This window comes from Zobellia sp. OII3, from assembly GCF_002211465.1.
Taxonomy (GTDB): domain Bacteria; phylum Bacteroidota; class Bacteroidia; order Flavobacteriales; family Flavobacteriaceae; genus Zobellia; species Zobellia galactanivorans.
Genome location: NZ_MWRZ01000002.1, coordinates 786,332 through 811,144 on the forward strand (window position 1 = coordinate 786,332; position 24,813 = coordinate 811,144).

Genomic DNA, 24,813 nt, shown 5'->3' on the forward strand with positions numbered 1-24,813 from the left:
TTCGTAATATTGATGTTCATCTTCATATTTCAAACGATATGGTTGTTCATTGATGATTTTGCGGGAAAAGGTCTAGATATTGCCATTATAGGCAAGTTTTTCTTTTATATGATGCCCAGCTTAACGGAGAAGGTTTTACCCCTGACCGTTCTTTTGGCCTCTATACTTACTTTTGGAACCTTGGCGGAGAACTACGAGTTCGCCGCAATGAAAGCCTCGGGTATTTCACTTCAACGCTCCATGCTCAGCCTCATTATCTTTATGGCCATATTAGGAGGGGTCACCTTCTATTTTGCCAATAGCGTTATACCGGCTTCCGAACAGAAAATCTACAATATGCGGCGCAACATTGCCAAGGTAAAGCCCGCTGCCGCTATTGAAAAAGGGGTGTTTAGCGATTTTGAGGGAATGAGTATCAAGGTAGATGAAAAATACGGTGAACAAGACCGTTTTCTGAAGAACGTAATTATCCACGAAAAATCGGCCTCCAATGTAAACGTAACGGTCATCAAGGCCAAAACGGGCGAACTTATCAGTAGCCAAGATTCCGAACTTATTCAATTGGTTCTACGTGACGGTCACGATTACCGGGACATGGATAAAACCAAAAGCACCGAAAAAAGAAAATACCCCTTTACCAAGACCAATTTCGAAGTTTATCGAATGAATATCGAAATTCCAGAAATGGAGCAAGACCTTGAAGAGGAAAGTGTATCGAATCGTGAAAAGATGAAAAACGTTTCACGATTGCTAAAGGATATGGATTCATTGGAGACCGATAACCGAAGGATCGTTCAGGCCTTTTCGAAAAACATTGTCTACCGAATGGGAGCCTTTATTCCCCTTAGCCCGGCAGATACCATAGCTAGACAAAAAGAAAAACTGCCGAAACCAAAGGAAGCTGCAATCGACACTATCCAAAAGAAAGCGACCCCCGACATAACGACGGAAGCAAAAGTAGACAGTTTAGAAACCACTACGGAAACGGCAGAAAAAGAGCAGCCTCCCGTAAACATCATCGATTTCTTTAAAGATTGGCAAAAGATCCAAGTGATGAATTCGGCGAAGAATTCGGTATCGAATATCATGACTTCTATCGAAGGTAAAAAACAGGAACTCGACAAACGATATGAAATACATAGGCGACATGTTTTTTCCTTACACGATAAGTACGCCTTGGCCCTTTCGTGTATTATCTTATTTTTTGTAGGTGCCCCATTGGGTGCCATTATACGAAAAGGGGGTATTGGCCTACCGATGGTAGTAGCCATCTTACTGTTCTTAGTCTATTACTTTTTAGGTGTATTTGCCGAAAACTATAGTTATAAAGGAAACATTCACCCCATTATAGGAGCTTGGTTACCATCAATGATCATGCTGCCATTGGGAGTTTATCTAACACAACGTGCAACGGCGGACAGAGGTATGATGAATCTCGGAAATGCCTTTGACCGTATCAAACGTCTTTTTTCAAAAAAAGACCAATCCGAAGAAGAAGAATGAGTACCGACATGGATAAGAAAAGTCAATTGAATACTATAGAGGAAGCGATTGAAGAAATTCGAAAAGGCAATGTCATTATCGTTGTAGATGATGAAAACAGGGAGAATGAAGGCGACTTTTTGGCCGCTGCGGAACTGGCTACGCCCGAAACCGTGAATTTTATGGCGACCCACGGCAGAGGATTGATCTGCGCCCCACTAACCGAAGGCAGGTGCAAAGAATTGGGCCTACATATGATGGTCAGCAACAATACCGACCCCATGGAAACCGCCTTTACAGTGTCAGTAGATTTGCGCGGTGGCGGAGTTACCACAGGTATTTCGGCAGCGGACAGGGCCAAAACGGTTCTTGCCCTGACCAAGGAAGACACCAAACCGCACGATTTGGCACGCCCAGGACACATCTTTCCCCTTGTAGCCAAGGAAGGGGGCGTTCTAAGAAGAACGGGCCACACAGAGGCTGCGATTGACTTTGCAAGGCTGGCCGGACTCAAACCTGCGGGCTACATTGTTGAGATCATGAACGAAGACGGAAGCATGGCCCGCCTACCCCAACTCTTGGAGGTTGCCAAAAAGTTCGACTTAAAGATTGTTTCCATTGAAGATTTGGTAGCCTACCGAATGGAACATGACAGCCTTATCGCCAAAAAAGAAGATTTTGATATCGATACCCGTTTCGGAAAGTTCCGATTACGCGCCTACCAACAGACGACGAACAACCACGTACATATTGCGTTGACCAAAGGCTCTTGGAAAAAAGATGAAAAGGTACTTACCCGAATCAACTCGACCTTGGTCAATAACGATATCTTGGGCACGCTTACGAACAATCCCGATGCCAAGCTCGAAGATATGTTCAATGCCATCAATAAGGAAGGAAAGGGCGCCATTGTATTTATAAACCAAGATGCCGAATCGCTCAACCTATTGTCCCGATTGGCCGAACTAAAGGAACTACAGAAAAAAGGAATTCGAAAAGCGCCAAAAATAGATATGGATGCCCGCGACTTTGGTATCGGCGCACAAATTCTCCACGATTTGGATATCGCCAAAATGAGAATCTTATCCAACTCGCCCCAAACCAAACGTGTGGGTATCGTAGGGTACGGCCTTGAAATCGTAGAATACGTCGGGTATTAGAACATCTTTCTCCGTCGTTTTATTTTATCAGCTGACTAGGCGGATATCCGAACTGCTTTTTAAAGCAGCGACTAAAATATAGGGGATCACTAAAGCCTATAAGGCTGGTGACCTCCGATACGTTGTACTTTTTGGTCCGTAGCAATTGGGCCGATTTTTTCAGTCGAATGGTCCGTATAAACTCATTGGGCGCCAAATCGGTAAGTTCCTTGATCTTTCTATACAATTTGGACGAACTCATACCCAATGCCTGACAGAGCAAGGAGGTGTTCAGGTCGCTATTGCCCATGTTCTCATGTATCAGTTCCGTCAATTTTTCCATAAAAGACTGATCTATGGGCGAATGGGTCAAGGTATTTACCTGACTTTCGATTTCTTCGGAAAACCTATTTTTCAATTCTTTTCTAGAATTGATGATGTTTTCAATCCTCGTCTTTAAAAGCGAAGGATCAAAAGGCTTGACCAAATACCCATCGGCTCCCGAGCTATATCCTTTGATCTTGTCATCGTTATCCGATAGGGCCGTTAGAAGAATGACGGGAATATGGCTTATATCGGCATCGTTCTTCAAGGCTTTACAAAATTCGAGCCCGTTCTTGACCGGCATCATAATATCGGCAATACAGATGGCGGGCTTTACCTTTAAACATACCTCTAGCCCCTTCTTCCCATTTTCCGCCTCAAAGACCTTGTAGTAATCGGACAGGTAATCGACCAAATAGCTCCGCAGTTCGGCATTGTCCTCTATAATCAATATCCGCTCTTTTAAATGGGTACTTTGAATGATTTTTTTGGCGGTGATGAGCTGTGGCGACTCTTCCACGACTTGGCTTTTTTCGTAATCGAATACCTCATCGTCATCGTAGGCCTTTCGGTCTATAGGAAGCTTTAAGGTAAACACACTGCCTTTGTTAAGCTCACTTTCAATCGTTATTTTTCCCTTATGCAATTCAACCAAGGCCTTTACCAAAGAAAGACCTATGCCTGATCCCGTATTAAGGCTGGTACTGTTCGGGACTTGATAGAATCTAGAAAAAACCTTCTCTTGGCTTTCTTTGGGAATCCCGATACCATCATCACTGACTTCAACCAGAAGGTGTGCTCCGCCTTTTTCTTCCTTTACTTCTATAAAAAGGTCTACATGCCCATAACCCTGGGTGAATTTTAAGGCATTGGACAAAAGATTGTAAAGCATTTTGTCAAACTTGTCCCTATCGATATAACCCTCGATGTTTTGGTGTTCACAGATAAGATTGAAGTTTATTTTTTTGTCGTCCGCCAGTTCCTCAAAGGAGCGAAAGGTGTTTTTGGTATAAAGAAGAATATCGGTCTTGGTCACCTTCAAACGCAATTCACCGGACTGCGCCCTTCTAAAATCCAATACTTGGTTCACTAAATTCAGTAATCGATTTGCGTTTTGATGAATCAGGTTGTACCGGCTCTGCTGAAAATAATTACCGGAGTCCTTTCCATCTTCTATCAGTTGCTTTGCAGGACCGAGAATCAGTGTCAATGGAGTTCGTAACTCATGCGATATATTCGTAAAGAAACGCAGCTTTTCGTTGTTGAGTTTCTCATCGCGTTCACGTTTTACCTTCTCCATCAACCATTGTTGCTTGAGCACTATTCGTGCCCGTATCTGTTTACGGATAAGGTAGAAAGCCAGGGCCAGTACCAAAAGCATCAGAAAAAACGCTTTATATGTAAACCAAAATGGGGGAAGAATTTCAATCTGGTACGAAGACACATCGCTCCATACCCCATGACTGTTCATAGCCCTTAGCTTGAACACATAATCGCCTGAAAAAAGATTGGTATACTGAACGGTGCGTTGCCTGACATCTACGGTATTCCAGTTTTCATCGAAGCCTTCAAGAATATAACTGTATCTGTTTTGCCTTCCGTTAACGTAAGAGGGACTCGAAAAGGTAAGCGAGAAATTTTTGTTCGAATTCTCCAGTACCAGCTTTCGGCCTAAATTAATATCGGATTTCAATATTTCTTGGCCGTTGACCACCGAACCGATCTCTACCGCCTTGTTCTGTACCCGAATACTTGAGATAATAGGCTTGGGCGCGTATTCGTTCACCGAAAGTCCTTTTGGGGAAAAGGTGATTACGCCATCCTTCCCTCCTAAGTACATATGGGTCTCATCGGCATAATAGAAACCTCGTGTACTGAATATATCAAGTCGGTTTCCACTTTCGGTATGGTACAATTTCAATTCTTTTGACGCAATGTCGAGCTTCCCCAAATTATTATTGTTCATATTAAGCCACAAAAAACCATCTTTTTGGGCCACAAAATTGGTGACCCAACGGTCTTTTAGGCCATCGATATCGGTAATGGGAACAAAATCATCAAGCGAAACATCGTAGTAACAAAGTCCTTTTCGAGTAGCCGCCCAAACTTTACCGGAAACATCTATGGCTATATCGCTCACATTATTATGGGGTACCCCGATATGGTCTTCCGAACGGGTCTCAAACACCTTGACCTTCATTGACGACTTATCATAACAATAGGCGCCCATTTGGGTGGCGAACCAAATTTTTTCATCGCTCTCTTTAATAGCGTTAATGTCTAGGCCAGGCAGCAAATTGCCGAAAGACGTATCGACCTGTTTGGTTTTTACATCTAAGACCACGGCCCCTTCACCATGGGACCCAATGACCATATGCCGATTTCCCAAGGGCTCAAAAGCCAAAATAGGGGCTTTATCAATCCCCACATCGATCACCTTATTGGTTTTCCTTACATAATCATAAATAAGAATTTTCCCGTCCCATAGACCACAGTAAAAGACTTTGCCGTCTATAGAAAACATACTTGCGATATCTTTCGCGGTTTGATACAGAGGAATATAACGATTGCCTTCGGAAACAAAGAGACCGTTATGACGTGTAGCCACTATTATTTTTCCGTCAAAAGTTTTCGAAAAATCACGTATACGCGGAACTTGATTATCAATATAACGACTGATCGAAGTATTGTAGGTAAACTGGTTTTCGTAAGGGTCGTATTTATCAAGGCCTTCTTCCGTACCCACCCAAAGCACCCCCGAAGCATCAAAATACAAGGCGGAGACCAAGTTATCGACTAGGGAATCATCATCTGACAACTCGGAAAAATACCATTGGTACTTTTGCTTACGTAAATCTTCCAATTCGTCGACTTGAACAATCCCTCCCAAGGTTCCGAGCCAATATTTCCCGTTAGGGGCCTTGGCTATTGAAATAAAGTAAGGCCCAAGTTTGTCACGCACCCCCATATCCTCTATAGGAAGGTCTTCAAAACGGTCTTCGCTGGCGTTCAGCTTAAACAGGCCATTTCTACTGCCTACAAAAAGATCGGCCTTATGATCTTCATAAATGAAATTTATATAAGGGTTGGACTCCTTTAAGTTCTCCGGTAACAGGGAATATTGCTTCACCTGAACGATAGAGCCTAGGTTGTCCAAAGAAATCCTGGCAATGCCTACGGCCCCATAACTCCCTACCCATATATGTCCTTTTGAATCTTCAAAAATCTCCTTGATATAGGTAAATCCTTCCAGGGGCACCTTGCTAAAGCTCTCGTTATGGGAATCGTATAGAAAAAGCCCTTGATCTTTGGTACCGACCCACACCCTTTTGAACGAATCGATATGCACCGACCTGATTTCCTTATCCTGTAACGAACCTACATTTGCAGGGTCGGGCAAAAAGACCTTGAACCTATAGGTATTCAAATCAAATCGAGCGAGCCCATTTCGCGTTCCGATCCAAAGTTGGTTTGCCTCTTGATCAAATTCCAAGGCGGTAATATCGTCATTCGGAATGGTGTTTTCCGATGGCGAAGCGCTGGTATACGATTTAAACTCATATCCATCAAAGCGGTTCAGGCCGGAAAAGGTACCGAACCATAAAAAACCATTATTATCTTGAACAATATGCCTGACCGAATTATGGGAAAGTCCACTTGCATCGTTATAATGTTCAAATTTTAACGATTGCCCATGCAGTCCCCATATGGAGACTATAATCCAGAAGATACATGTTAATCGATAGCCCATTAATTTTTTGAATTGTGACTACAATTTATGACATTAAAGAAGAACTGCTAGCCCATACGTCATTAATCTAGCTCGGGCCTATGTCCGACCATGTTAAAATCCAATACGGCACCTTTCTCGAGGAGGTCGTGGGAAACACTGTATGCATTGTATTCTTCCCCGTTTAGTTGAATTCCGTTTACATAGACCTTTCCCGAACTGGCCCCTTTCGCATTTATAGTCAGCTTATTACCGTTGGTAAGATTAATCACCACTTTATCGAAACTAGGACTCCCGAATTCATATTTCGGGTTTTCCTCGGTTCCCCCGTTCATTTGAAACAATCCAATTTTCATAAGCACGGCCAAACTGCCCATCAGGCCTTGATCTTCATCCCCGTTATAGCCGGTAGCCGGCGACAATCCTCCAAAAACGGTTTGCGCCACCTTTCTCGACCAGTATTGGGTCAGGTCGGGCCTATCTAGCTTATTGAATACAAAGGCCGTTTGTATGGAAGGCTGGTTCCCGTAGTTGATGGGGATATTGCGATATTCGGGATGCAGTTCCTGCGAATGTGAACTCCCTGCCGTAAAGCCTAACTTCTCGGCCTGTTCGAATTGCATATTCAATTTTTTGGCAGCTGCTTCCTTCCCTCCCATTAACGCGGCAAGTCCTTCTTGATCATGGGGTACGAACCATGTGGATTGTGCCCCGTTCGATTCAATAAACCCGTTTTCATGCTCGTACGGATCGTAATTTTCACGCCATTTGCCCGAAACATCTTTAGGTCGCATCCATCCTACGGAAGCGTCGAATACATTTTTATAATTATCGGAACGCTTCATGAAATAGGAATAGTCCTCAAGGTATCCTAGCTTTTTTGCCAATTGGGCCAAGGTCCAATCTTGATAGGCATACTCCATGGTCATGCTCGCCCCATCTTGGTGGCCACCGAATCTTCCCTCTGGAATGGGGTGTGGTACATATCCGTTCTCTAAGTAATATTTGAGTCCGCCGCCTATCGTTGTATGGTGTTCATACCCTGCTTTGCCCATAATACCGCCTAGCATATGGTTTTTCTTTAAAGCTTGGTAAATCCCTTCTAAATCTTCAGTAATCAGACCTTTTTGGATGGCACTTACAACAAACGGTGTAGACGAAGCACCGGTCATTACATAGGTGTAATTTCCTCCGGATGGCCCCCTTGGCACCATTCCCCCATCTTTATAGTATTGTAGGAGCGAATGCACAAATTCTTCCATGATTTCGGGATATACCAAGCCCCAAAGCGTGTTGATGGTCCATTGCGCACCCCAAAAGGAATCGGAATTGTAATGATTGAATTGAGGCTTTCCACGGTCGTCGAGAGGCAATTGCCCTACTCTAAACTCCTCCCCCGTATTATCGGGGTAGGCCCCATTGACATCGCTGATGATCCTTCGGCCTTGAAGTCCATGCCACAAATCCGTGTAAAACCTTTTTCTGGCGGTCTCTGTACTGCCCTCGACTTCTATTCGTGCCAGTAGACCGTTCCATTCTTTTCTAGAATCTTGAACGACCTTATAAAAGTCCCAATGCGGCAATTCGGCATCGATATTCGCCTTGGCATTGGCAACAGAGGTATACGAAATACCGGCTTTCATAAGAACTTCATCAACACCATCCCTTAAAAAGACCAAATAATTCCCCGTGGTTTCGTCACGTTCTATCGAATCGATCCCGGAATTGAAGTCTATGGCAAAAAAGAGTTTTACGGGTTTGGGCCTTCTACTTGTTTCAGTGATAAGCAATTCCCCTATCAAGGAACCGTTCCCCGCAATTTCAAGTCGTCCGTCAGTATTTTTATTAGGCCCCAACATTCCGTTTAAATTAAAAAGTACGGCCGGTCTTTTTCCTTTTTTAGGAAAGGCATATTTATGTAATCCCACACGTGTTGTACTGCTGAGCTCAACATTGATATTGTACTTTTCCAATTCTAGATAATGATACCCAGGGGAGACCTTTTCCTTGTCATGGTCAAACTTAGACCGAAAATCGGTGAATATCTCTTTTCTATTGGTATCATCTATGGTTACCGGCATAACCGACAAACCTGAAAGTTGCCATGCATGGATATGGCTAAACCCCTGAACGGTGTCTACCTTGTACCTATACCCACTTCCCCAGGCACCATCCACTTCGGTATCGGGACTCAAGTTGACCATTCCGAATGGCCTACTCGCCGACGAAAAGAAGAACCATCTTGAATTTTCAGTATCGAGCTGAGGGTAGACCATATCTACAGGTTCTACCATCTCAACTGTTTGAGGGCCTTGGTTTTCAGCCCCACAAGACGAGAGTGCAACCGCTAATGAGATGCAAATTCCGTATAGGGAAACTTTTGAAAATAAATTCATATAAAGAGTTTCTTTAGCTTTTTGTATTAAGGTTTAAGGTGATTTGATCTAACATTTGAAAAGTTGGGAAGCCATTGTTGGGCCTTCTTATTTCAGGGTTGTACCAATTCTTCCATTTTACTTCTTTGTCACCGGTTTTTCGGTTACGATAAATGATCTCCAGTTGTTCTTTTGCTTGTGGCAACAAGGCTTGGGCATCGTTCAAAAACTTATCGTCACCCGTGTCTTCGAACTGTTTCTTAAAGACGGACATGTCGTGCAGGGTTTGTTCAAAATCGACCAAATCTTGATAAAGGCGAGCAGAAAGATAGATATAGTCGTGGTAAAAATTCTTGTTCCTCTTCACTTTCCCCAATCCTTTTTCGGCTTCTTGAACGGCCCTATTTATTTCTTGCCGTATGAACCTGACACGCTCCAAATCGTTCTCGACCCTTTTATAGTCATGCGCTACAGGTAATTTTCCGGGACGTTGAATAGGGCTATCGGATAAATAGGATATGGCTTCCCTTATTTCCCAAAGGTGCTGTACATAGCCTATTCTTTCCTGTTGTGCCCTGTGTAAATATTTCATCGATGCTACTGCATGTTCGGCACTTTCCCCATCAAAATAGCCTTCCGTCCATTTTTTGTAAAAAGCATCCGCCTCAAAACTGTTGGGGGAATTACAAACCTCGGCATAAGCTTCGATGTTTAAAAGAAAGGGTCTAAAATTCTGTCCGTTTACCAGACAAAACGTATCGGCATCATATCCTGAGAACATCTCTTTCATTACCGATTCCACTTTTTCAGGATAAGGGTTATGCACGGTATGGTTCAGCCAAAACCCGGCATGCATATAGGTACCGAAATCGTAACCATCGGTGGTATCGGGATAATATTCAAAATCGCCAAACCCATGGTCGGACCATGCCACGATCCAATCTTTAGGAGGTCGGAAGCCATCGTTCCACATTTCCATTCCATCGGAATAACAAACCAAGACCTTATCGGCATTTGGTTTATAGGCATCCACCAAATCACCAAACGCTTTATATACCTCATTGAACACCTCTACCTTATCTTCCCCGCAACTACTTTCGTACTCCCAATCCCACACTTGGTGTCTGGGGCGTAAAATAAAAATATCGGTTTTACGCAATGGGGTCTCCTCTAAATAATAACGCCATGCGGTCAACCAGTCTTCCTTATAATCGGCCCAACAAGTAGCTTTATCGGCCGACATAGGGTGTATTTGATAACCAAGGGCAAAATCTATGGCCACCTTCATCCCTTTTTTCTGTGCGTAGTCTATCATCTTTTCTACATAGGCGATATCTAGCTTGTAATCGGTCAGTTCTTTATATTCCGGACGAATAAAAAATTCGGGTCGTCCCAGCATATCAAAAATTTGGATGGCATTGTACCTTAGCCGTACCAATGAATTGATCATTTCGGTATAGCTCTCCCAATCGTACGACAGTAAATCGCCCCTATAATTGGCCAACTCATCCACATCGTTTTCAAAGTAGCAAAGCAAGGGTACTTTAGGAGGTGCTATTTTTCTATCCGTAAAATTAAAGAGGTCTTTTATCGATTTAGGTGTAACTTCCTTACCGGTCCAATATTGCAAGGGATCGATACCCAGCATTTCGTTTGAATAGTCGTAAACCGCATATTGAAAGCCCTGTACATCGGAACCTGCAATAACGATGACCTCCTTTTCTTCCTGTAACGTTGTTTTCGCCCATATACCTCCCCTAGGACCAGGTGTTTCTTTTGTAATCTTAATTTTACCCTCCTCGTTCAGCACGGCAATCAGATCATTTGAAGCCGGAGTTCCCAATACGATTACGGCTCCCTTATCGGTAAGGTCGTTGACATCGGAAACGATATGGACTTTTGCCGATACGGTTTTCTCTAAATCTTGTTTAAAATCGTCAACCGCATTGCGTTCCGTTTCACTTGCCCCTTTACCTATCACTAAAAAACAGGAAGTTGTCTTTTCTTTGGAGAAGGAATAAAACAAGAGCACACCCAGAACCTCAAGTACTATGAGGATTCGGCTAAATCGTAACGTTGTCTTCATTTTATGGATTATATACTGGTCTTAGCATTGGGGGCATTTCAAAAAATATGGACAGGAATACCACTCCCGTCCATATTTAACCAACTCAAAACTTCAATTAATAACCAGGGTTTTGTTCAATATTGTTATCGGACAGAATAATTTCGCTAGCAGGAATAGGTCTCAATAAATGCACCGATGGATCAAAAGAACCATGATCGATCACATGGGGATTGTAAAGCTTCATACGCTCCTCTAGTTTGCCCGTTCTTTTTAAATCGTTCCATCTATTGGTTTCCCCTGCAAGTTCCAAGGCCCTTTCATCCAAGATATCGTCTATGGTTACGGCGGCATAGTGGTTCGCCACGCCCGTAGCACGCTCCCTAACGATGTTCATATGGGAAATGGCCATAGCCGGATTACCCGCACCTAGGTAAGCTTCAGCTGCAATCAAATGCGATTCGGCCACCCTGAACACAAAAGTGTCCCTATAACCGCCTTCCGCCTCATCAAAGCCGACATCGTCGAATTTTTTGAAAATGGGGAAGTTCGTGGTGTTCGTATTCGCCGTATAAAGGTAGTTGACCCCAGGCACGTCTACGGGAGCATCGTTGTAGTAATACTGATCGGGCTGATAGACATAATATCGGTCTAATTTATCGGCCAACTGATCGGCAGTCAATGCATTCTTAGGAAAATAAGCAACCGTATCACCCACGGCAATTATATCGGTACCCACAGAATCTACGACATTGGCGAACAACGTCCTATGAATGGTTGCTTCTTCCCTAGTATCGTTATCATCGAACAAGGAATAGAAGAACTCGGTAGGCATTGCATTACCATCCCTGAAACCATATGGGTTTTGCCTATTCATTCCAGGCAATTGGTCCACGCTGTACATTAATATGGAGTGCTTGTTGTTGTTACGGTCTTCGTAATCACCACCTGCACCGTATTGTATGGCAAACAACACTTCATCATTTACCTGGTTGTCGTAGTCGAATACCTGGGCGTACGTTTGTGACTTGATATCATAGCCATCAATCGCACTTTCTGCCAAGGCGGAGGCTTTTTCAAAATCATCAGAACCGGCAAAGGAGGTATAAGCCCTTGTCAGGTATACCTTTGCCAATAAATGCTGGGCCGCCCTTTTCGAAAACCGACCGGTTTCAGGATAGGCCTCTAAATCGGGAATCGCCTCCTCTAGATCGGTAATGATCTGGGTATAGGTCTCTTCTTCGGTCGAACGGGTGTAATCGGAACTAATTTCCGTAATTTCTTCCAAGGAAATTACAACCCCGCCAAACTGTTGCACTAGATTGAAATAGGCCAAGGCCCTCAAACCTTTTGCCTGGGCAATACCATTATCACGGGCAGATAGGTTAGAGTCGACCCAAGAGATTTCATTGGTAAACCGGTTGACGACTATATTGGCCTTACTGATTACACTGTAATTTCTACCCCATTCGGAAGAGAAGCTACCGTTACTGCTGTTAAGGTTAAAATAAACGTTCAACGAACTTAAATCGGTACTGATGTTTCCTTGGGTGGTAAAAATATCCGTTCCCAACATGGCTACATCATACCCCTTGTATACCGGTCTTAGGGCGTCGTAAATACCAACCACCAATCTATCCGCGTTATCTTCCGAAATAAAGTCCTCACCTGTTAGGTTGGTGTAGTTCTCTTCCTCTAAGTAGTCGTTACAGGAATATGTGGCAAAGCTTAGGGCCAAACCCAATAGCAACCTTCCGATGTTCTTTATATATCTATTCATTTTCTTAAAATTTTATCTTTAGAATGCAACTTTTAAACCTATCAAGGTAGTACGTGTCTGAAAGCTCATATTGTATGAGTTTTGCAACCCTGTTTCAGGGTCTGGCCCTTCATAATCGGTAAAAGTGAAAGGGTTTTGAACATCGACCGACAATCTTGCACTAGACATTTTCAACCTATCCAATAGCTCGCTAGGAAAATTATATCCTACCCCGATATTCCCTATCTTAACGAAAGACATATCTTCAAACCAGTACTCACCTACATTTGGCGTAACACCAGGCAAGGGGTTTTCCGCATCGGGGTTGTCGGGGGTCCAATACGAAGTACTTATTTTATTAAATGCAGTCTCACTGGCATTTATATCGTGATGTTGATGAAATTCGGAATGGCCAAAAACTCCCTGTCTCGTATACATCATAACCGACATATCAAGGTTTTTATATTTAAAGGTATTGGTCATACCCCCTGTCCAATCGGGTGCCGTTGTACCAATGACCACCTTATCGTTTACGGCATCGATGGCTCCGTCGTTATTTTGGTCCTTGAATTTGTACTCACCGGGCACCGCCCCATAAACCGCGGCTTCCGTGGCTTCATCTATTTGCCAAATACCCAATTTTTCATATGAATAAATGGCGTCAGAAGGTTCTCCTACGATCAAGGCACTGTGTGTACCGAAAACCTGTAATTCTAAATCCCCTTCCAGTTTTAATATTTCATTTTTGTTTTTGGCAAAGTTCAAACTGGTGTTCCAACTGAAGTTTTCGGTTTGAATGTTTTTGGTGTTCAAGGTAAACTCTACCCCACTGTTTTTCATTGAACCAAAGTTCCCCACCGCACTATCGAAACCGGTCAACATTAACAGGTCTCTAGAGAATATAGCCCCTTCGGTCTTTTTATCGTACAATTCCAATGAAAAATTGACCCTGTTGTTGAGCATCCCAAAATCGAGTCCGAAATTGATTTCTTCTGACTCTTCCCAAGTCAACTTGTTATTGGAGAAGCCGCTAACAATATTCCCGTTGGTCAAATTATCACCATAGAGGTAATTGGCCCCTTCAAGGAAGGCAAAAGATTGATAAGGCCCTACGGTATTGTAGTTACCCGATTTACCATAACTCAACCTTAGTTTTAGGTTAGACAGCCAATCGGCGCCCTGTAGAAATTTCTCTTCACTTGCCCGCCATGCGAATGCTGCAGATGGAAAGAAGTTCCATTTGTTGCCCTCTGCCAATTTAGAGGCCCCGTCATATCTTCCGGTAAAGGTAAACAAGTACTTGTCGTTAATATTATAGTTTAAACGACCGGCAAATGAAGCCGTGGTCTCTTTTTGGTAGTACGAGCTATTCTCACGAATATCGGTACCCGCACCTGTATTATAGAAGCCGTGAAAATCAGGAACATTCCTCGTCTCTATATTATTACCTTCGAGTTGATCATAATAGACCGAAGCGATCAAAGTAGTACTCAATTTTTGCTTATCGGTTATATCGAAGTTGAAGTCCGCCGTATTGTCCCAAGTATAAGAATTGTTCCAATCCGTACCGTAATAAGCCCTTGTTCTTGAAGGGTCGTTCCTTGCCGCTTTGGTAAGCAAGCCCCTATGCTCCCCGTTTCTTGTAGTAGATAAGTTGGGAGAAAAAGTTGTTTTCAAGGTTACCTGATCGCTAGCCGCATATTGCAAGTAGAAGTTCGATATCACGTTCAATATCCTTTGGTTGACCTTCCAAGCCCCGTTCACCTCATAATAGGGGTTCATAAATCTTGGGTCTTCATCGTCGGGAACCAATATCAATTCCCCATTATCATCATAAGGATCTACGGTAACGGGCAACCTATAGGCACTTCTAAAAAGTTCCCGACTACCTGATTCTTGCTCCGAATACGAAAGATAGGCGCGTAGACCTATGGTCAATCGGTTTATTTTTTTTGACAAAGACACCGATGCGGTATAGCGCTCATAGGCTTGATCATTGCCCACTACGCCCTCATCTTTTAAATAGCCAATGGATCCACTATAGACCAATCCATTCTCTCCACCCGACATAGAAACGGTATGGCTGGTCTGCATTGCCGCCCTAGTAATGTAATCTACCCAATCAAAATATCTTCCGTTGGCTATGTTGTCGGTTTCCCCATTATTAAAAAACTCGGTAGACCGGTTAAGGGTATAATTATTGAAATCCGCGGCCGAAAGGTTTGATGAAGGGTTATTCAACCAATCTGTTTTCCATTGTTCAGCCCGCAAGCTATCATCGATAAAATCAACATACTCGCTTCCCGACATGGTATCCGGAAGATTGGTCGCCGTACTGATACCGAATGAGGCATCGTAGGAAAACTGGGTCTTCCCTTCTATTCCGTTTTTTGTGGTAATGATTACCACCCCGTTGGCACCTCTTGAACCATAAATGGCGGTTGCTGAAGCATCCTTTAAGATATCCATTTGCTGGATATCGGCCGGGTTAAGCAAGTTAATGTTATCGAGAAAAATACCATCGACTACATATAGGGGCCTTGATAAATCTTCCGTTACATTGTCGCTCTGACCATCTTTATTCGCTTGGTTGCTGTTGGTAATTACCGTATTACCCCTAATCCGGATAGACAAGGGCGACCCTGGTTTTGAGTTCAGCCTTCTTACATCTACACCTGCTACCGTACCCCGTACAGCCTGTCCCAAATCGGTTTTTCGTTGTTCCGTCAATTGCTCCGTTCCGATAGATGCAACGGCACCGGTCAAATCGGTTTTCTTTACCGAACCGTACCCAATTACCACAACTTCATCAAGTCCCATAGAGGATTCACTCAGTTGAACGGTATAGGTCGAGGCACCGGTCAAAGCAACTTCCTTGTCTTCATATCCTATATATGAAACCACTAAAGCCTTATCGGAATCGCCTACCGATATGACAAAATTTCCGTCAAAATCAGATACAACACCATTGTTCGTACCTTTTACTAAAACACTGGCACCTGGCAAAGGTATATTAGCCTCATCGACCACAACACCGGAAATCTGTGTTTGCGCCCATGAAACTGTTGTCACCCCTAAAAGGAGGAATGCCATTAAAAGTCTGAGTTTTTTCATTTTAATTTAGTTAGTTGAACATTATACCAAACCTAAGACTCTTGCCCCCGATCCTTATGGACATATTCTCCAAAAACATGGATAGATTTCCCATCCCCTTATTTTACAAGGGTTGCCAAGTATGTTAAATACTAATAATTAATTTAAGATATCGTAAAAAAAGAGGGCAAAAACACTAATATTCCTTTTTTTTATTCTAAAAACTGCCAAATCAATTTCAGCCTCTTTTTGTCAAATTAATAGCTTAACGACGCCCACCCCCCCCTAAAATCAAATTGAATGCAACAAAAAACCTCTGGGTTCTTACGAATCCCAGAGGTCTTGAAGTTTTAAAACGAGGCCCCTTCTTCAGTGGGCATCAATAACAAATACGCGGTTTACAATTTCCTCAACCAGATATTTCTAAACTGTGTCTTATTGCCATGGTCTTGCAATGAAATAACATCATCGCCATGTGCGGAAGGATAATTATGTAGACCGATATAATAGGTATTTCCATTTATAACACTGTGGTTTTGAACAAGAACCCCATTATGAAGTACGGTAATCGTAGCTTTAGAATCTAACCTACCATCTTCTTTAAAACGTGGAGCCCTGTAGATTATATCATACGTATTCCACTCCAAGGGACTGCGCATGGCGTTGACCAAGGGTGCATGGTCTTTATAAATGCTTCCTGCCTGACCGTTACGGTAGGTTCTGTTGTTATATGAATCCAAAATTTGGAGTTCGTACCTGTTCTGTAAAAATACACCGCTATTTCCACGTCCTTGGCTTTCTCCCTCTACCTTATCGGGAGCACTGAACTCTATATGCAACTGGCAATCGCCAAATTTCATTTTTGTACTAATCCCTCCGGAACCCGGTACGACTTCAAAGTGGTCATTGTCCACTATTTTCCAAGGGGCAGGCTTGGTATTATCTTTTTGGCTTACCCACTGGTCAAGATTGCTTCCATCGAACAAAATGATGGCATCGGAAGGGGCATCCCCTAGCTTTTCACCTGGGGTTACCACCGGAACTTCCGGTTCCCAGATTTCGGTCATCTGAGGTTTCATGGGCATAGGAGAAACTTCGGGAGGGGTACTGGAGTGTTTTTGTGCCGAAAGCTGTATGGAGAACAAACAGGCCAAGGCACATACTAGTGATAATTTTGAATTCATAATGAGATTACATTTTGTTTTGATTCAGTATAGTTCTATAAAAAACTAAATATAGCTATAACCGACCAAAATCATCGAAATAAAATTGCTAAATACCAGAAACCACACTGACCATTTTGGCCGCTCTCTCCTTACAATCGCTTTCCGACCATCCTAATTTTATAAGGCAAGAAACCGTACGGCCCACCCATTTATCGCTAGCCGAAAAGTCAGACTTGGAGTAGTCGGGCAATCGTTCATAGACATCTTTGGGCAGCCTGCCCAAGGAACGTTTTTCTATCAGGTGCTCCCATTTACGGTAATAATGCCAATTATTGTCGTACCAGTAAAAACAGGCATCGACCCCGGCCTTACCCAATTCGGTATGTGCTTTTTTAGCTTTTTCGGCATCGGGCATAAAGAAGTTCAAAAACGCATAACTCTCTTCCCCTCCTTCAGGAACCCTTCTAAAGCTTACGTTCGGCAAATCTTGTAAAGCCTCCCTTAAAATGGTGTAATTTTTTTTCTGAATGGCCAAAAACTCATCTAACCTTTCAATTTGGGCCAAACCTACCGCGGCGTGCAGTTCCGATATTCTAAAATTATACCCTAAGAAGGGATGGGTTTCCGCTCCCCTGTCCTTCCCTAGGTGATCATGTCCGTGATCCGAATAATGATCGGCATTGGTTTTATAATCGTCGTTATTGGTTATTACCGCACCACCTTCCCCACAGGTAATGGTCTTAACATAATCGAAGGAAAAACAGCCCAAGTCGCCATAACTGCCCAAGGGTTTGTTTTCAAACGTACCTCCTATGGCCTGACAGGCATCTTCCAACAACAACAGCTGATGTTTTTCGCAAATAGCCTTTAAAGCCTTTAGGTCGGCCATAGAACCGCACATGTGCACCGGCATGACCACCTTGGTACGCTCCGTTATGGCATTTTCCACGGCTTGTGGATCCAAGGCCAGGGTATCGTCGACATCGACCAAAATAGGCACGGCGCCAATCGCTAAAATGGACTCAAAACTGGCCACAAAGGTAAATGTGGGCATAATAACCTCATCGCCCGCACCTACACCGGCACTGGCCAAGGCAACCGTTAAAGCTGCCGTACCGCTGCTTACCAATTGGGCGTGTTTTACCTGCATTTTATGGGCAAGTACCTTTTCAAGTTCAAGGGCCTTCCAGTGGCCATTGCGCATACCGTCAAAACCGTATCGCATCAGGACCCCTGAATCCAATACGTCGTTTAGCTGTTGGCGTTCCTTATCTCCGAATAATTCAAATCCTGGCATATGTTATTCTAGGTGTTAAGTGTTAGGTGTTAGGTGTTAGGTGTTAGGTTAAATATCAGTTTATTTCAATGATGCTTTCCTCAATATTTTTTCTGACTTTTTTAAATTCGGAAAACATATCGTCATCGGCCCTATAGCCAACCGGAAGTACCAAAACCGAGGTGAGTCCTTTTTCCTTCAAATTTAAAACCGTATCGTAGGCAGAGGGAAGGAAGCCTTCCATAGGGCACGAGTCTATTTTCTCCATGGCGCAAATGGTCAACAAATTGCCCAAGGCCAAGTAGGCCTGATTTTTAGACCACTGCTCTATTTCGTGCACTTCCTTTTTAGAAAAGTCGGCCACTAGGGCCTTTTTGAAGGGATCTAAAATATCCGGACTTGTACCCCTGATTTTTTTGACCTGTTCAAAATAGCGACTTATATAGGCCTCATCGATATCACTTTGAATACAAATAACCAATACGTGGGAGGCTTGTACCACTTGTTGTTGGCCGAAGGAGTGCTCGACCAATTCCTTTTGTAGTTCTTTATTGTGAATGACCACCAAAGTAATGGGCTGCAAACCGTAGGAAGTTGCCGTGAGGTTGAAGGCCTGTTTTAACCGTTCAATTTTTTCTTGCGGAAGTATTTTTTCCGAATCGAACTTCTTTACGGCGTAACGCCATTCTAAATTTTTAATAGAATCCAAACTCACTTTATTTATGTTTTCACCGATGTGAAAAATTATGCTTCGTTATCCTTTATTGAAAAACCAAAGTTTAATAAACATGGCCACCATCATAGCGCCTAAAAAGGCGATAATAATAAAACCATCGCCCCTTTTAACGGAAAGCCTACAGGCCGACCATACACCGGAGCCATTACCAATGGGCAAAATTAGCCCGATTTTCCAATTGACCTTATCGTTCAATACAAAAACCGCCAAGGCAGACAAGGTATATATAAGCACTACCGCCACTTTAGTCGCATTTGCCCTGACCAAGGTCATTTGGTTTACGTAATGCAAAAATAGGATAATTATAAAACCCGGCCCGGCATTAATGAACCTACCGTAAATTCCAAAAAAGAAAAAGGCAATGATAGCAATATAAAAGGGTTTTCCGCTAAGCTTCCCCTTAAAATCGCTCCCAAAAATGCGGCCACCCCCAAATATGAATAAAAAGATAGGTAGACACGTCCTTGCCCTTAAAGCCGGAAGCGGCCAAGGCGGCCTGTACAACAACGCCCACCCGATTGGTGCCATTGGCTATGGCCGGTGGTAAGCCTAAAAAGATAAGGACGGGAAGTGTAAGCAAAGAGTCCCACCTGTTACCGCGTTGATATACCAACAACAAAACCTACCTCGATCAACAAAGCCTAGTGATACCATTCACCCATGCTACAAAAGATAGATTTCAATCGTATAAAAACAAAAAAGCTTTACGTAACGTAAAGCTTTTCTTCGGAGGATGGAGGTCCACCTACAGAACCTCCAGGAAAGCAAACAATCTTTAAGCGCTTAGGCCAATGAGTTGGCATATTCCAACTCTTGCAGTTTTCTAAGTGCTTCCGACTTTGAATTGACATCTAATTTTAAATAGATGTTCTGCACGTGAAAATTAATGGCACTGGCCGTAACGAAAAGTTTTTCGGCTATGGTCTTATAAGTCGCGCCTTGGGATAGGTAATCGATCACTTGGTTTTCTCTTTCCGAGAAAATCTCGATCGATTTTCGCTGAAACTTTGAAATAATCTGTCTGATGATATCATTGCTCATCGTTGCACCATCTGACTTGATCGAATCAAGGGCGTTGTAAAGCGTACGTTCACTCACCGGTTTGGATAGGTAGCCATTTGCGGTATTTTTGAACGCTTTTTTGACCAAGTCAAAGTTGTTCTGGGCACTGAGCATGATAATCTTCACCTTTGGGTCTTTCTTTCTAAAGAGTTTAATACCCTCTATACCGTCAATTTCGTCAAGAGCTACTTCTGAAAAAACAATGTCTGGCGAAATGGTGTCATATTCCGCCAAGGCATCCTTGACCGAAACGTAGATTCCTTTTAGGGAATACTCGGTATAAGACTCAAAATACTTCTGGTAAGATTCGTGCGATGATAAATCATTATCGATAACGATAATTTTTAAAATGTTAGTTTCCATGGTAGTGGGATTTTTAGCATCTTATTGAAAATCAATAAAATACCTGGTTAAATTTGGGTTTACTCTTACTAATTTATCGTTCGGTAAAACGATTTTTATTTTCAAATTCGGCGTAGGAAGGCTCTTTCCCGTTGATTCATAAATCAAGAGATTGTGATATCCGTTTTTTTTGTTTTGAACAAAGACCTATGGTTAAGGCAGTACTCTGCCGGGTCTCGGTTACGGAACGAAACGGATAAATGCGCTATACGCTGGGTGAATCGATAAGTTTTAACGCTGTAGGTAAAGCTTTAAAACCTAAAATGATCGCTTTGAAAATTTGTCTCTATCAAACGTAGGGACAATGCACTTTGTTGAAGGGTTCAAGTGTGCTCTTCTTGTGATAATGTCGTAGGTAATAATGGTACATGGCTTGTGGATTTGGGGTTAATAAATAGGTTCATTTGGTATGGTTATACTCAAACTTAAGCATTATTTCCATCGTGAATATTGCCTACCCTCACATTTTCGCCAAAATGCAACCAAGCACCCTATTCAGGTGCATTACATCCGTTTTTTAATACCAGTTATCGAAGAATAAGAAGTGAATATATCATAAAATGCCTTTAACCATACCCCTATAAAACAAATAAAACAGCGGGGCCTCCCCCGCTGTTTTAGCCTAATTTTCTACCAAAAAATCAGGTCCCACTAACCATAAGTTAATATTGTTATTAGTCTTCGTATATATTGTTCACTATAGCTGAATGATCATCTACTTGCATGATCCACTTTTCATCTTGGTACTTTCCGTTCAAGTTAGATACGTATGCCATTTGGGCTTCTTCCTTGAAATTATAATCGGCCAAGTACACATAGTGCAATCCGTTCTCTTTGTTGTAAAACTGTCGGGCATCTAAACCTTGTTGTTTTAAGGTTTCCATAAAGGCGTTCAAGTACTTTTCGTTCTTATATACATTGGCTATTACATAGTACCCTGCTTTTACACCAACGATATCGGACTGGTTAAGAATCTTGATCGGAAGCTTTACGTAATCTTTAATTTGTTCCGTACTTTCCTCCTTGGCCACAATGGGTTGTGCCTCGGTTTCCGCAACTTGTTCTATCGTCTTTTCCTGTAGGCTTTCCTTTGCGTCGGCTGAAGCCGTAGACATGTTCTCTTTCATGGCCACATAGCTATCTAAACTATTGAACCTTTTAGGCTCTTCTATTTTCGTTCCGTCGTTAGGATTGTATCTCGTCTTTTTAACATTGCTGGCCAAAGCCGTATTTGCCGTATTTACCGGTGTTCTTGGCTTTTCTTCAACATCGTTGTTCAAGCTTTCTTTTATTTCCTTCTTAAGCACATCTACCAAAGACTTCAATTGCTTTTCAAATGCGGCATCACGAGCGGCATCTATAGAGTCTTGTCTGATGATCAGTTCGTCTAAGATCAAGCGGTTCTCGTAGGCCATACTGTTGATATCGCCTTCCATTTCGGGAGAGAAACTTTTTTGCACTTCCCTTTCCCCTCTAGTACTGTTATTGGCAAGGCTTTTTTGGTTCTCGGCAGTCAATCTTAAAATCTGTTCTTCGTAGTTTCTTACGATACGGTCAACTTTGGCATCTTCAGAGCTATCGGCAAATGCATCCATACTGGAGCCATGGTTATCAAAGGTATAGGCCAAAGATACTTCGTGATTCCATCCTAAGTCGGCATCATCGGTCATCAAGTCTTTTTCCAATAAGTATCCCAATGACATACGCTTGCTCAGGTTAAAGCCTAGGCCCAATGAAAGTCCGTAATCATCGTCAAAGTTCGTTTGGAACCAACCGTAATCCGGTAAGTCTAACAATATAGAACCTACGTAGCCCAATCCGCCTTCCTTGTTCTTTCCGACTTGTACCATTGGCATCAAACGGGCGTGGGCAAAAAGTCCCCTATTGGCCATAAATTGATGGGTATACTGTACCGAAGCCTTTACGCTCTTGGTACTTAGGTTCGTTAAAAATTCATTGGTGGTCTGGTTATATTTAAAAAGTTCGGTAGCATAAAGGCCAAAGTCGAATCCTCCTAAAGATAAGGTCACGCCAGGTTGAACGGCTACCTTGCTCTCTTTTTTGGCATCTGAAATTTTATTGTCGGTATCGGCCACTACCACGCGGTTTTGGTCTAAACCTTCGGTATAATAGGTAATATTGGTGCCAAAAGTCAATTTACTCTCTTCACCTAATTTTACTGCCGTTGCATAGTTCGCATTGAAACCAAATTCTTGAACGACACCTGACCATTGACTATAAACACTGATTCCTAATGCAGTACGGTCGTTTATTCTATTACTGAAGCCCAAGAAGTAGTTCTGGTTGTTGTCTTCAAACGTAGCGTACTGGTTTCTATGCAAAATATTGATATATGATTTGTTTTCCCTTACCAAAGAAAAGGTAGGATTGATCAAAAATCTATTGAAGAACAACTGGTTGTGATAAGTGCTCTTAGAGTTGATCTCGGTCACCGCGGCTTCTTGTCCGTAGTTAGACTCTGTACCGAAGATGGCACATAATAGAAGGAGCAGGTAAATTTTGCGGATATTATTTTTTTTGTAGCTCATGGTAGTGAAAATTTGGGATTATTGTAAACTAAGGGTAACACTATCTATTCTTGTTGGGTCGAAAATCGGGACTCAAGTGGTAGATGCCCGTAAATTCTAAGAATGTTTAGACTACCTAGGATTTGGGTTATAAACCGGCGACGGTAATCGCCGGTGTATCTTAAACCCCATCCTTTAATTAATCTTCTTCAAATAAATTTGAAGTAAAGCGCAGTTCTGAATCCGTATTGAAGGCTTCGAGCGTACGATAGTCGCTGTTGTCTTCAGTCGGTCTTTTATTGGCATAAGTGAAGGCCACTTTTTGTACCTCGGCATTACGATTGCCTCGGTTAGACATCACATATCCTTTTCCGTTTTCAGAGGTAAACGATATAGCAAAATCATCTTCGCTACTGTTTATCGGGCTACCCAAGTTAACCGCTAGGCCAACATGCTTCTGACCTACTTGGGTCATGTAGACATCGAGTCCGCCCTGACCTTTTCTTCCTTCAGAGGCAAAGAACAAGGTATTTGTTCCGACCACATTCGGATAAAGGTCATCTTTCTTTGTATTTACTTTTTGACCAAGGTTTTTGGCGACGCCCATGCTTCCGTCTTTACGAATGGCCGATACATATATATCGTACTCACCAAAGGTACCTGGCATGTTAGAGGCGAAAAACAAACGTTTACCATCGGAAGATATGGAAGGGTGCATTGCCGACGCGTGTTTTGGGGCTACGGCCACTTCCTGAATGTTCTTCCATTTGCCGCGTACTTTTTCTGCCTTGAATATTTTGTGTACTTCCTCTTCTTTAGAAAACAGGCCGTACAAAGGCTTAACCATTACTTTTTTACTAAAATAGGCGGTCTTACCATCGGGCGAAACGGCCACTGGCATCTTATAGCCATTGTGGTCTACGTTCCCGTCTCCTAAAAAGGTCCTAAGTTCGTTTTCAACTATGGTTTGGTCATCTACTATGAATTTGCCATCCTTTCGTTGAAAATCTAGCTCCCTATACCTTTCGGTCAAAGGCTGATCTAGTATATTTTTAGATGTTTTAGATTTTACTTTATAATCCGAAGCAATTTGAGCGACCCAGTCATTGTTATCGGAACTGGTAGCTGAACCGATATTATGATATTTGGCCAAAGCGTAGTCGTAACGCTTTTGATAGTTTTTACTCAAGCTGCCAGACTTACTGACCTCTTTTAATTTATCATACCAAAACAAGGCGGTATCATAATTTTTATTCAAGAAGTTAGCGTTACCCAAGTCTTCAAAAATTTCTTTATCTTGGTAACCTTGACTCCTAAGGTATTGGTAATTTTCCATCCTTTTGTTGGTAGCTTGGAGAGTTTCGGCAGCATTGTCTCTAGTCGAATACTGAGCAGTTACTGAACTGCAGCAGCACGAAAAGAAGCCGGCGAAAAGCACATTGTAAAATAGCGCATTTTTCATAATAAATTCGATTAGGGGTTAATATCTTCGACAAAGTTCACTAAAACTCTTATATCTACACTTAGAAGTGATTTAAACTTTTTTTGGATCGAAAGATAGGGCTACGGACATTTGTGTTACCACACGCAAATACCATAGCCCATGTACAAAGTACTTGACAAAGATACCATAGAATTGGAGATAGTCCCACATATACCTTTACCGAAAAGGGGTT

General features: G+C 42.6%; 14 protein-coding genes. 2 read left to right on the top strand and 12 right to left on the bottom strand.

The features are described from left to right. Positions 1-12: 12 nt before the first annotated feature. Together B4Q04_RS10700 and ribB are read left to right on the top strand one after the other, a co-directional pair. The gene (locus B4Q04_RS10700; protein ID WP_013995939.1) at positions 13-1,503 is read left to right on the top strand and encodes an LptF/LptG family permease; all 1,491 of its coding nucleotides are present in this window, start codon (positions 13-15) and stop codon (positions 1,501-1,503) included. An 8-nt stretch (positions 1,504-1,511) separates the two neighbouring features. Then, complete coding sequence (gene ribB / locus B4Q04_RS10705) at positions 1,512-2,642, top strand: 3,4-dihydroxy-2-butanone-4-phosphate synthase (RefSeq protein ID WP_084724411.1); 1,131 nt, start codon at positions 1,512-1,514, stop codon at positions 2,640-2,642. A 19-nt stretch (positions 2,643-2,661) separates the two neighbouring features. Here ribB and B4Q04_RS10710 read toward each other — a convergent pair whose 3' ends face one another. The 12 genes from B4Q04_RS10710 to B4Q04_RS10765 all read right to left on the bottom strand — a co-directional run bounded on the left by B4Q04_RS10710 (position 2,662) and on the right by B4Q04_RS10765 (position 24,599). Continuing rightward, positions 2,662-6,696 (bottom strand): hybrid sensor histidine kinase/response regulator transcription factor, encoded by a 4,035-nt coding sequence (locus B4Q04_RS10710; protein ID WP_088696776.1) that lies wholly within the window; start codon positions 6,694-6,696, stop codon positions 2,662-2,664. A 62-nt stretch (positions 6,697-6,758) separates the two neighbouring features. Beyond that, the gene (locus tag B4Q04_RS10715; RefSeq protein ID WP_088696777.1) at positions 6,759-9,071 is read right to left on the bottom strand and encodes a GH92 family glycosyl hydrolase; all 2,313 of its coding nucleotides are present in this window, start codon (positions 9,069-9,071) and stop codon (positions 6,759-6,761) included. A 13-nt stretch (positions 9,072-9,084) separates the two neighbouring features. Then, positions 9,085-11,136 (bottom strand): glycosyl hydrolase 115 family protein, encoded by a 2,052-nt coding sequence (locus B4Q04_RS10720; protein ID WP_088696778.1) that lies wholly within the window; start codon positions 11,134-11,136, stop codon positions 9,085-9,087. A gap of 97 nt (positions 11,137-11,233) precedes the next feature. Further along, the gene (locus B4Q04_RS10725; protein ID WP_088696779.1) at positions 11,234-12,895 is read right to left on the bottom strand and encodes a RagB/SusD family nutrient uptake outer membrane protein; all 1,662 of its coding nucleotides are present in this window, start codon (positions 12,893-12,895) and stop codon (positions 11,234-11,236) included. An 18-nt stretch (positions 12,896-12,913) separates the two neighbouring features. After that, positions 12,914-15,988: a SusC/RagA family TonB-linked outer membrane protein gene (locus B4Q04_RS10730; protein WP_088696780.1), complete on the bottom strand. Its 3,075-nt coding sequence runs from the start codon at positions 15,986-15,988 to the stop codon at positions 12,914-12,916. 377 nt (positions 15,989-16,365) lie between these two features. Continuing rightward, a complete protein-coding gene (locus B4Q04_RS10735) occupies positions 16,366-17,151 on the bottom strand; it encodes a DUF1080 domain-containing protein (RefSeq protein WP_013995946.1) in 786 nt (261 codons plus the stop codon). A gap of 88 nt (positions 17,152-17,239) precedes the next feature. Further along, a complete protein-coding gene (locus B4Q04_RS10740; protein WP_013995947.1) occupies positions 17,240-18,430 on the bottom strand; it encodes a DegT/DnrJ/EryC1/StrS family aminotransferase in 1,191 nt (396 codons plus the stop codon). A gap of 55 nt (positions 18,431-18,485) precedes the next feature. Beyond that, entirely contained in the window at positions 18,486-19,118 is a 633-nt protein-coding gene (locus B4Q04_RS10745) for a nitroreductase family protein (protein WP_088696815.1), read from the bottom strand. Positions 19,119-19,163: 45 nt separating this feature from the next. Further along, entirely contained in the window at positions 19,164-19,673 is a 510-nt protein-coding gene (locus tag B4Q04_RS10750) for a sulfite exporter TauE/SafE family protein (RefSeq protein WP_317042119.1), read from the bottom strand. A 255-nt stretch (positions 19,674-19,928) separates the two neighbouring features. Next, positions 19,929-20,570 carry a response regulator transcription factor gene (locus B4Q04_RS10755; protein WP_013995955.1) on the bottom strand — a complete coding sequence of 214 codons (642 nt, stop codon included), beginning with the start codon at positions 20,568-20,570 and terminating at the stop codon, positions 19,929-19,931. A 713-nt stretch (positions 20,571-21,283) separates the two neighbouring features. Continuing rightward, a complete protein-coding gene (locus tag B4Q04_RS10760) occupies positions 21,284-23,158 on the bottom strand; it encodes a PorP/SprF family type IX secretion system membrane protein (protein ID WP_013995956.1) in 1,875 nt (624 codons plus the stop codon). 178 nt (positions 23,159-23,336) lie between these two features. Continuing rightward, positions 23,337-24,599: a PD40 domain-containing protein gene (locus B4Q04_RS10765; RefSeq protein ID WP_013995957.1), complete on the bottom strand. Its 1,263-nt coding sequence runs from the start codon at positions 24,597-24,599 to the stop codon at positions 23,337-23,339. Positions 24,600-24,813: the final 214 nt, after the last annotated feature.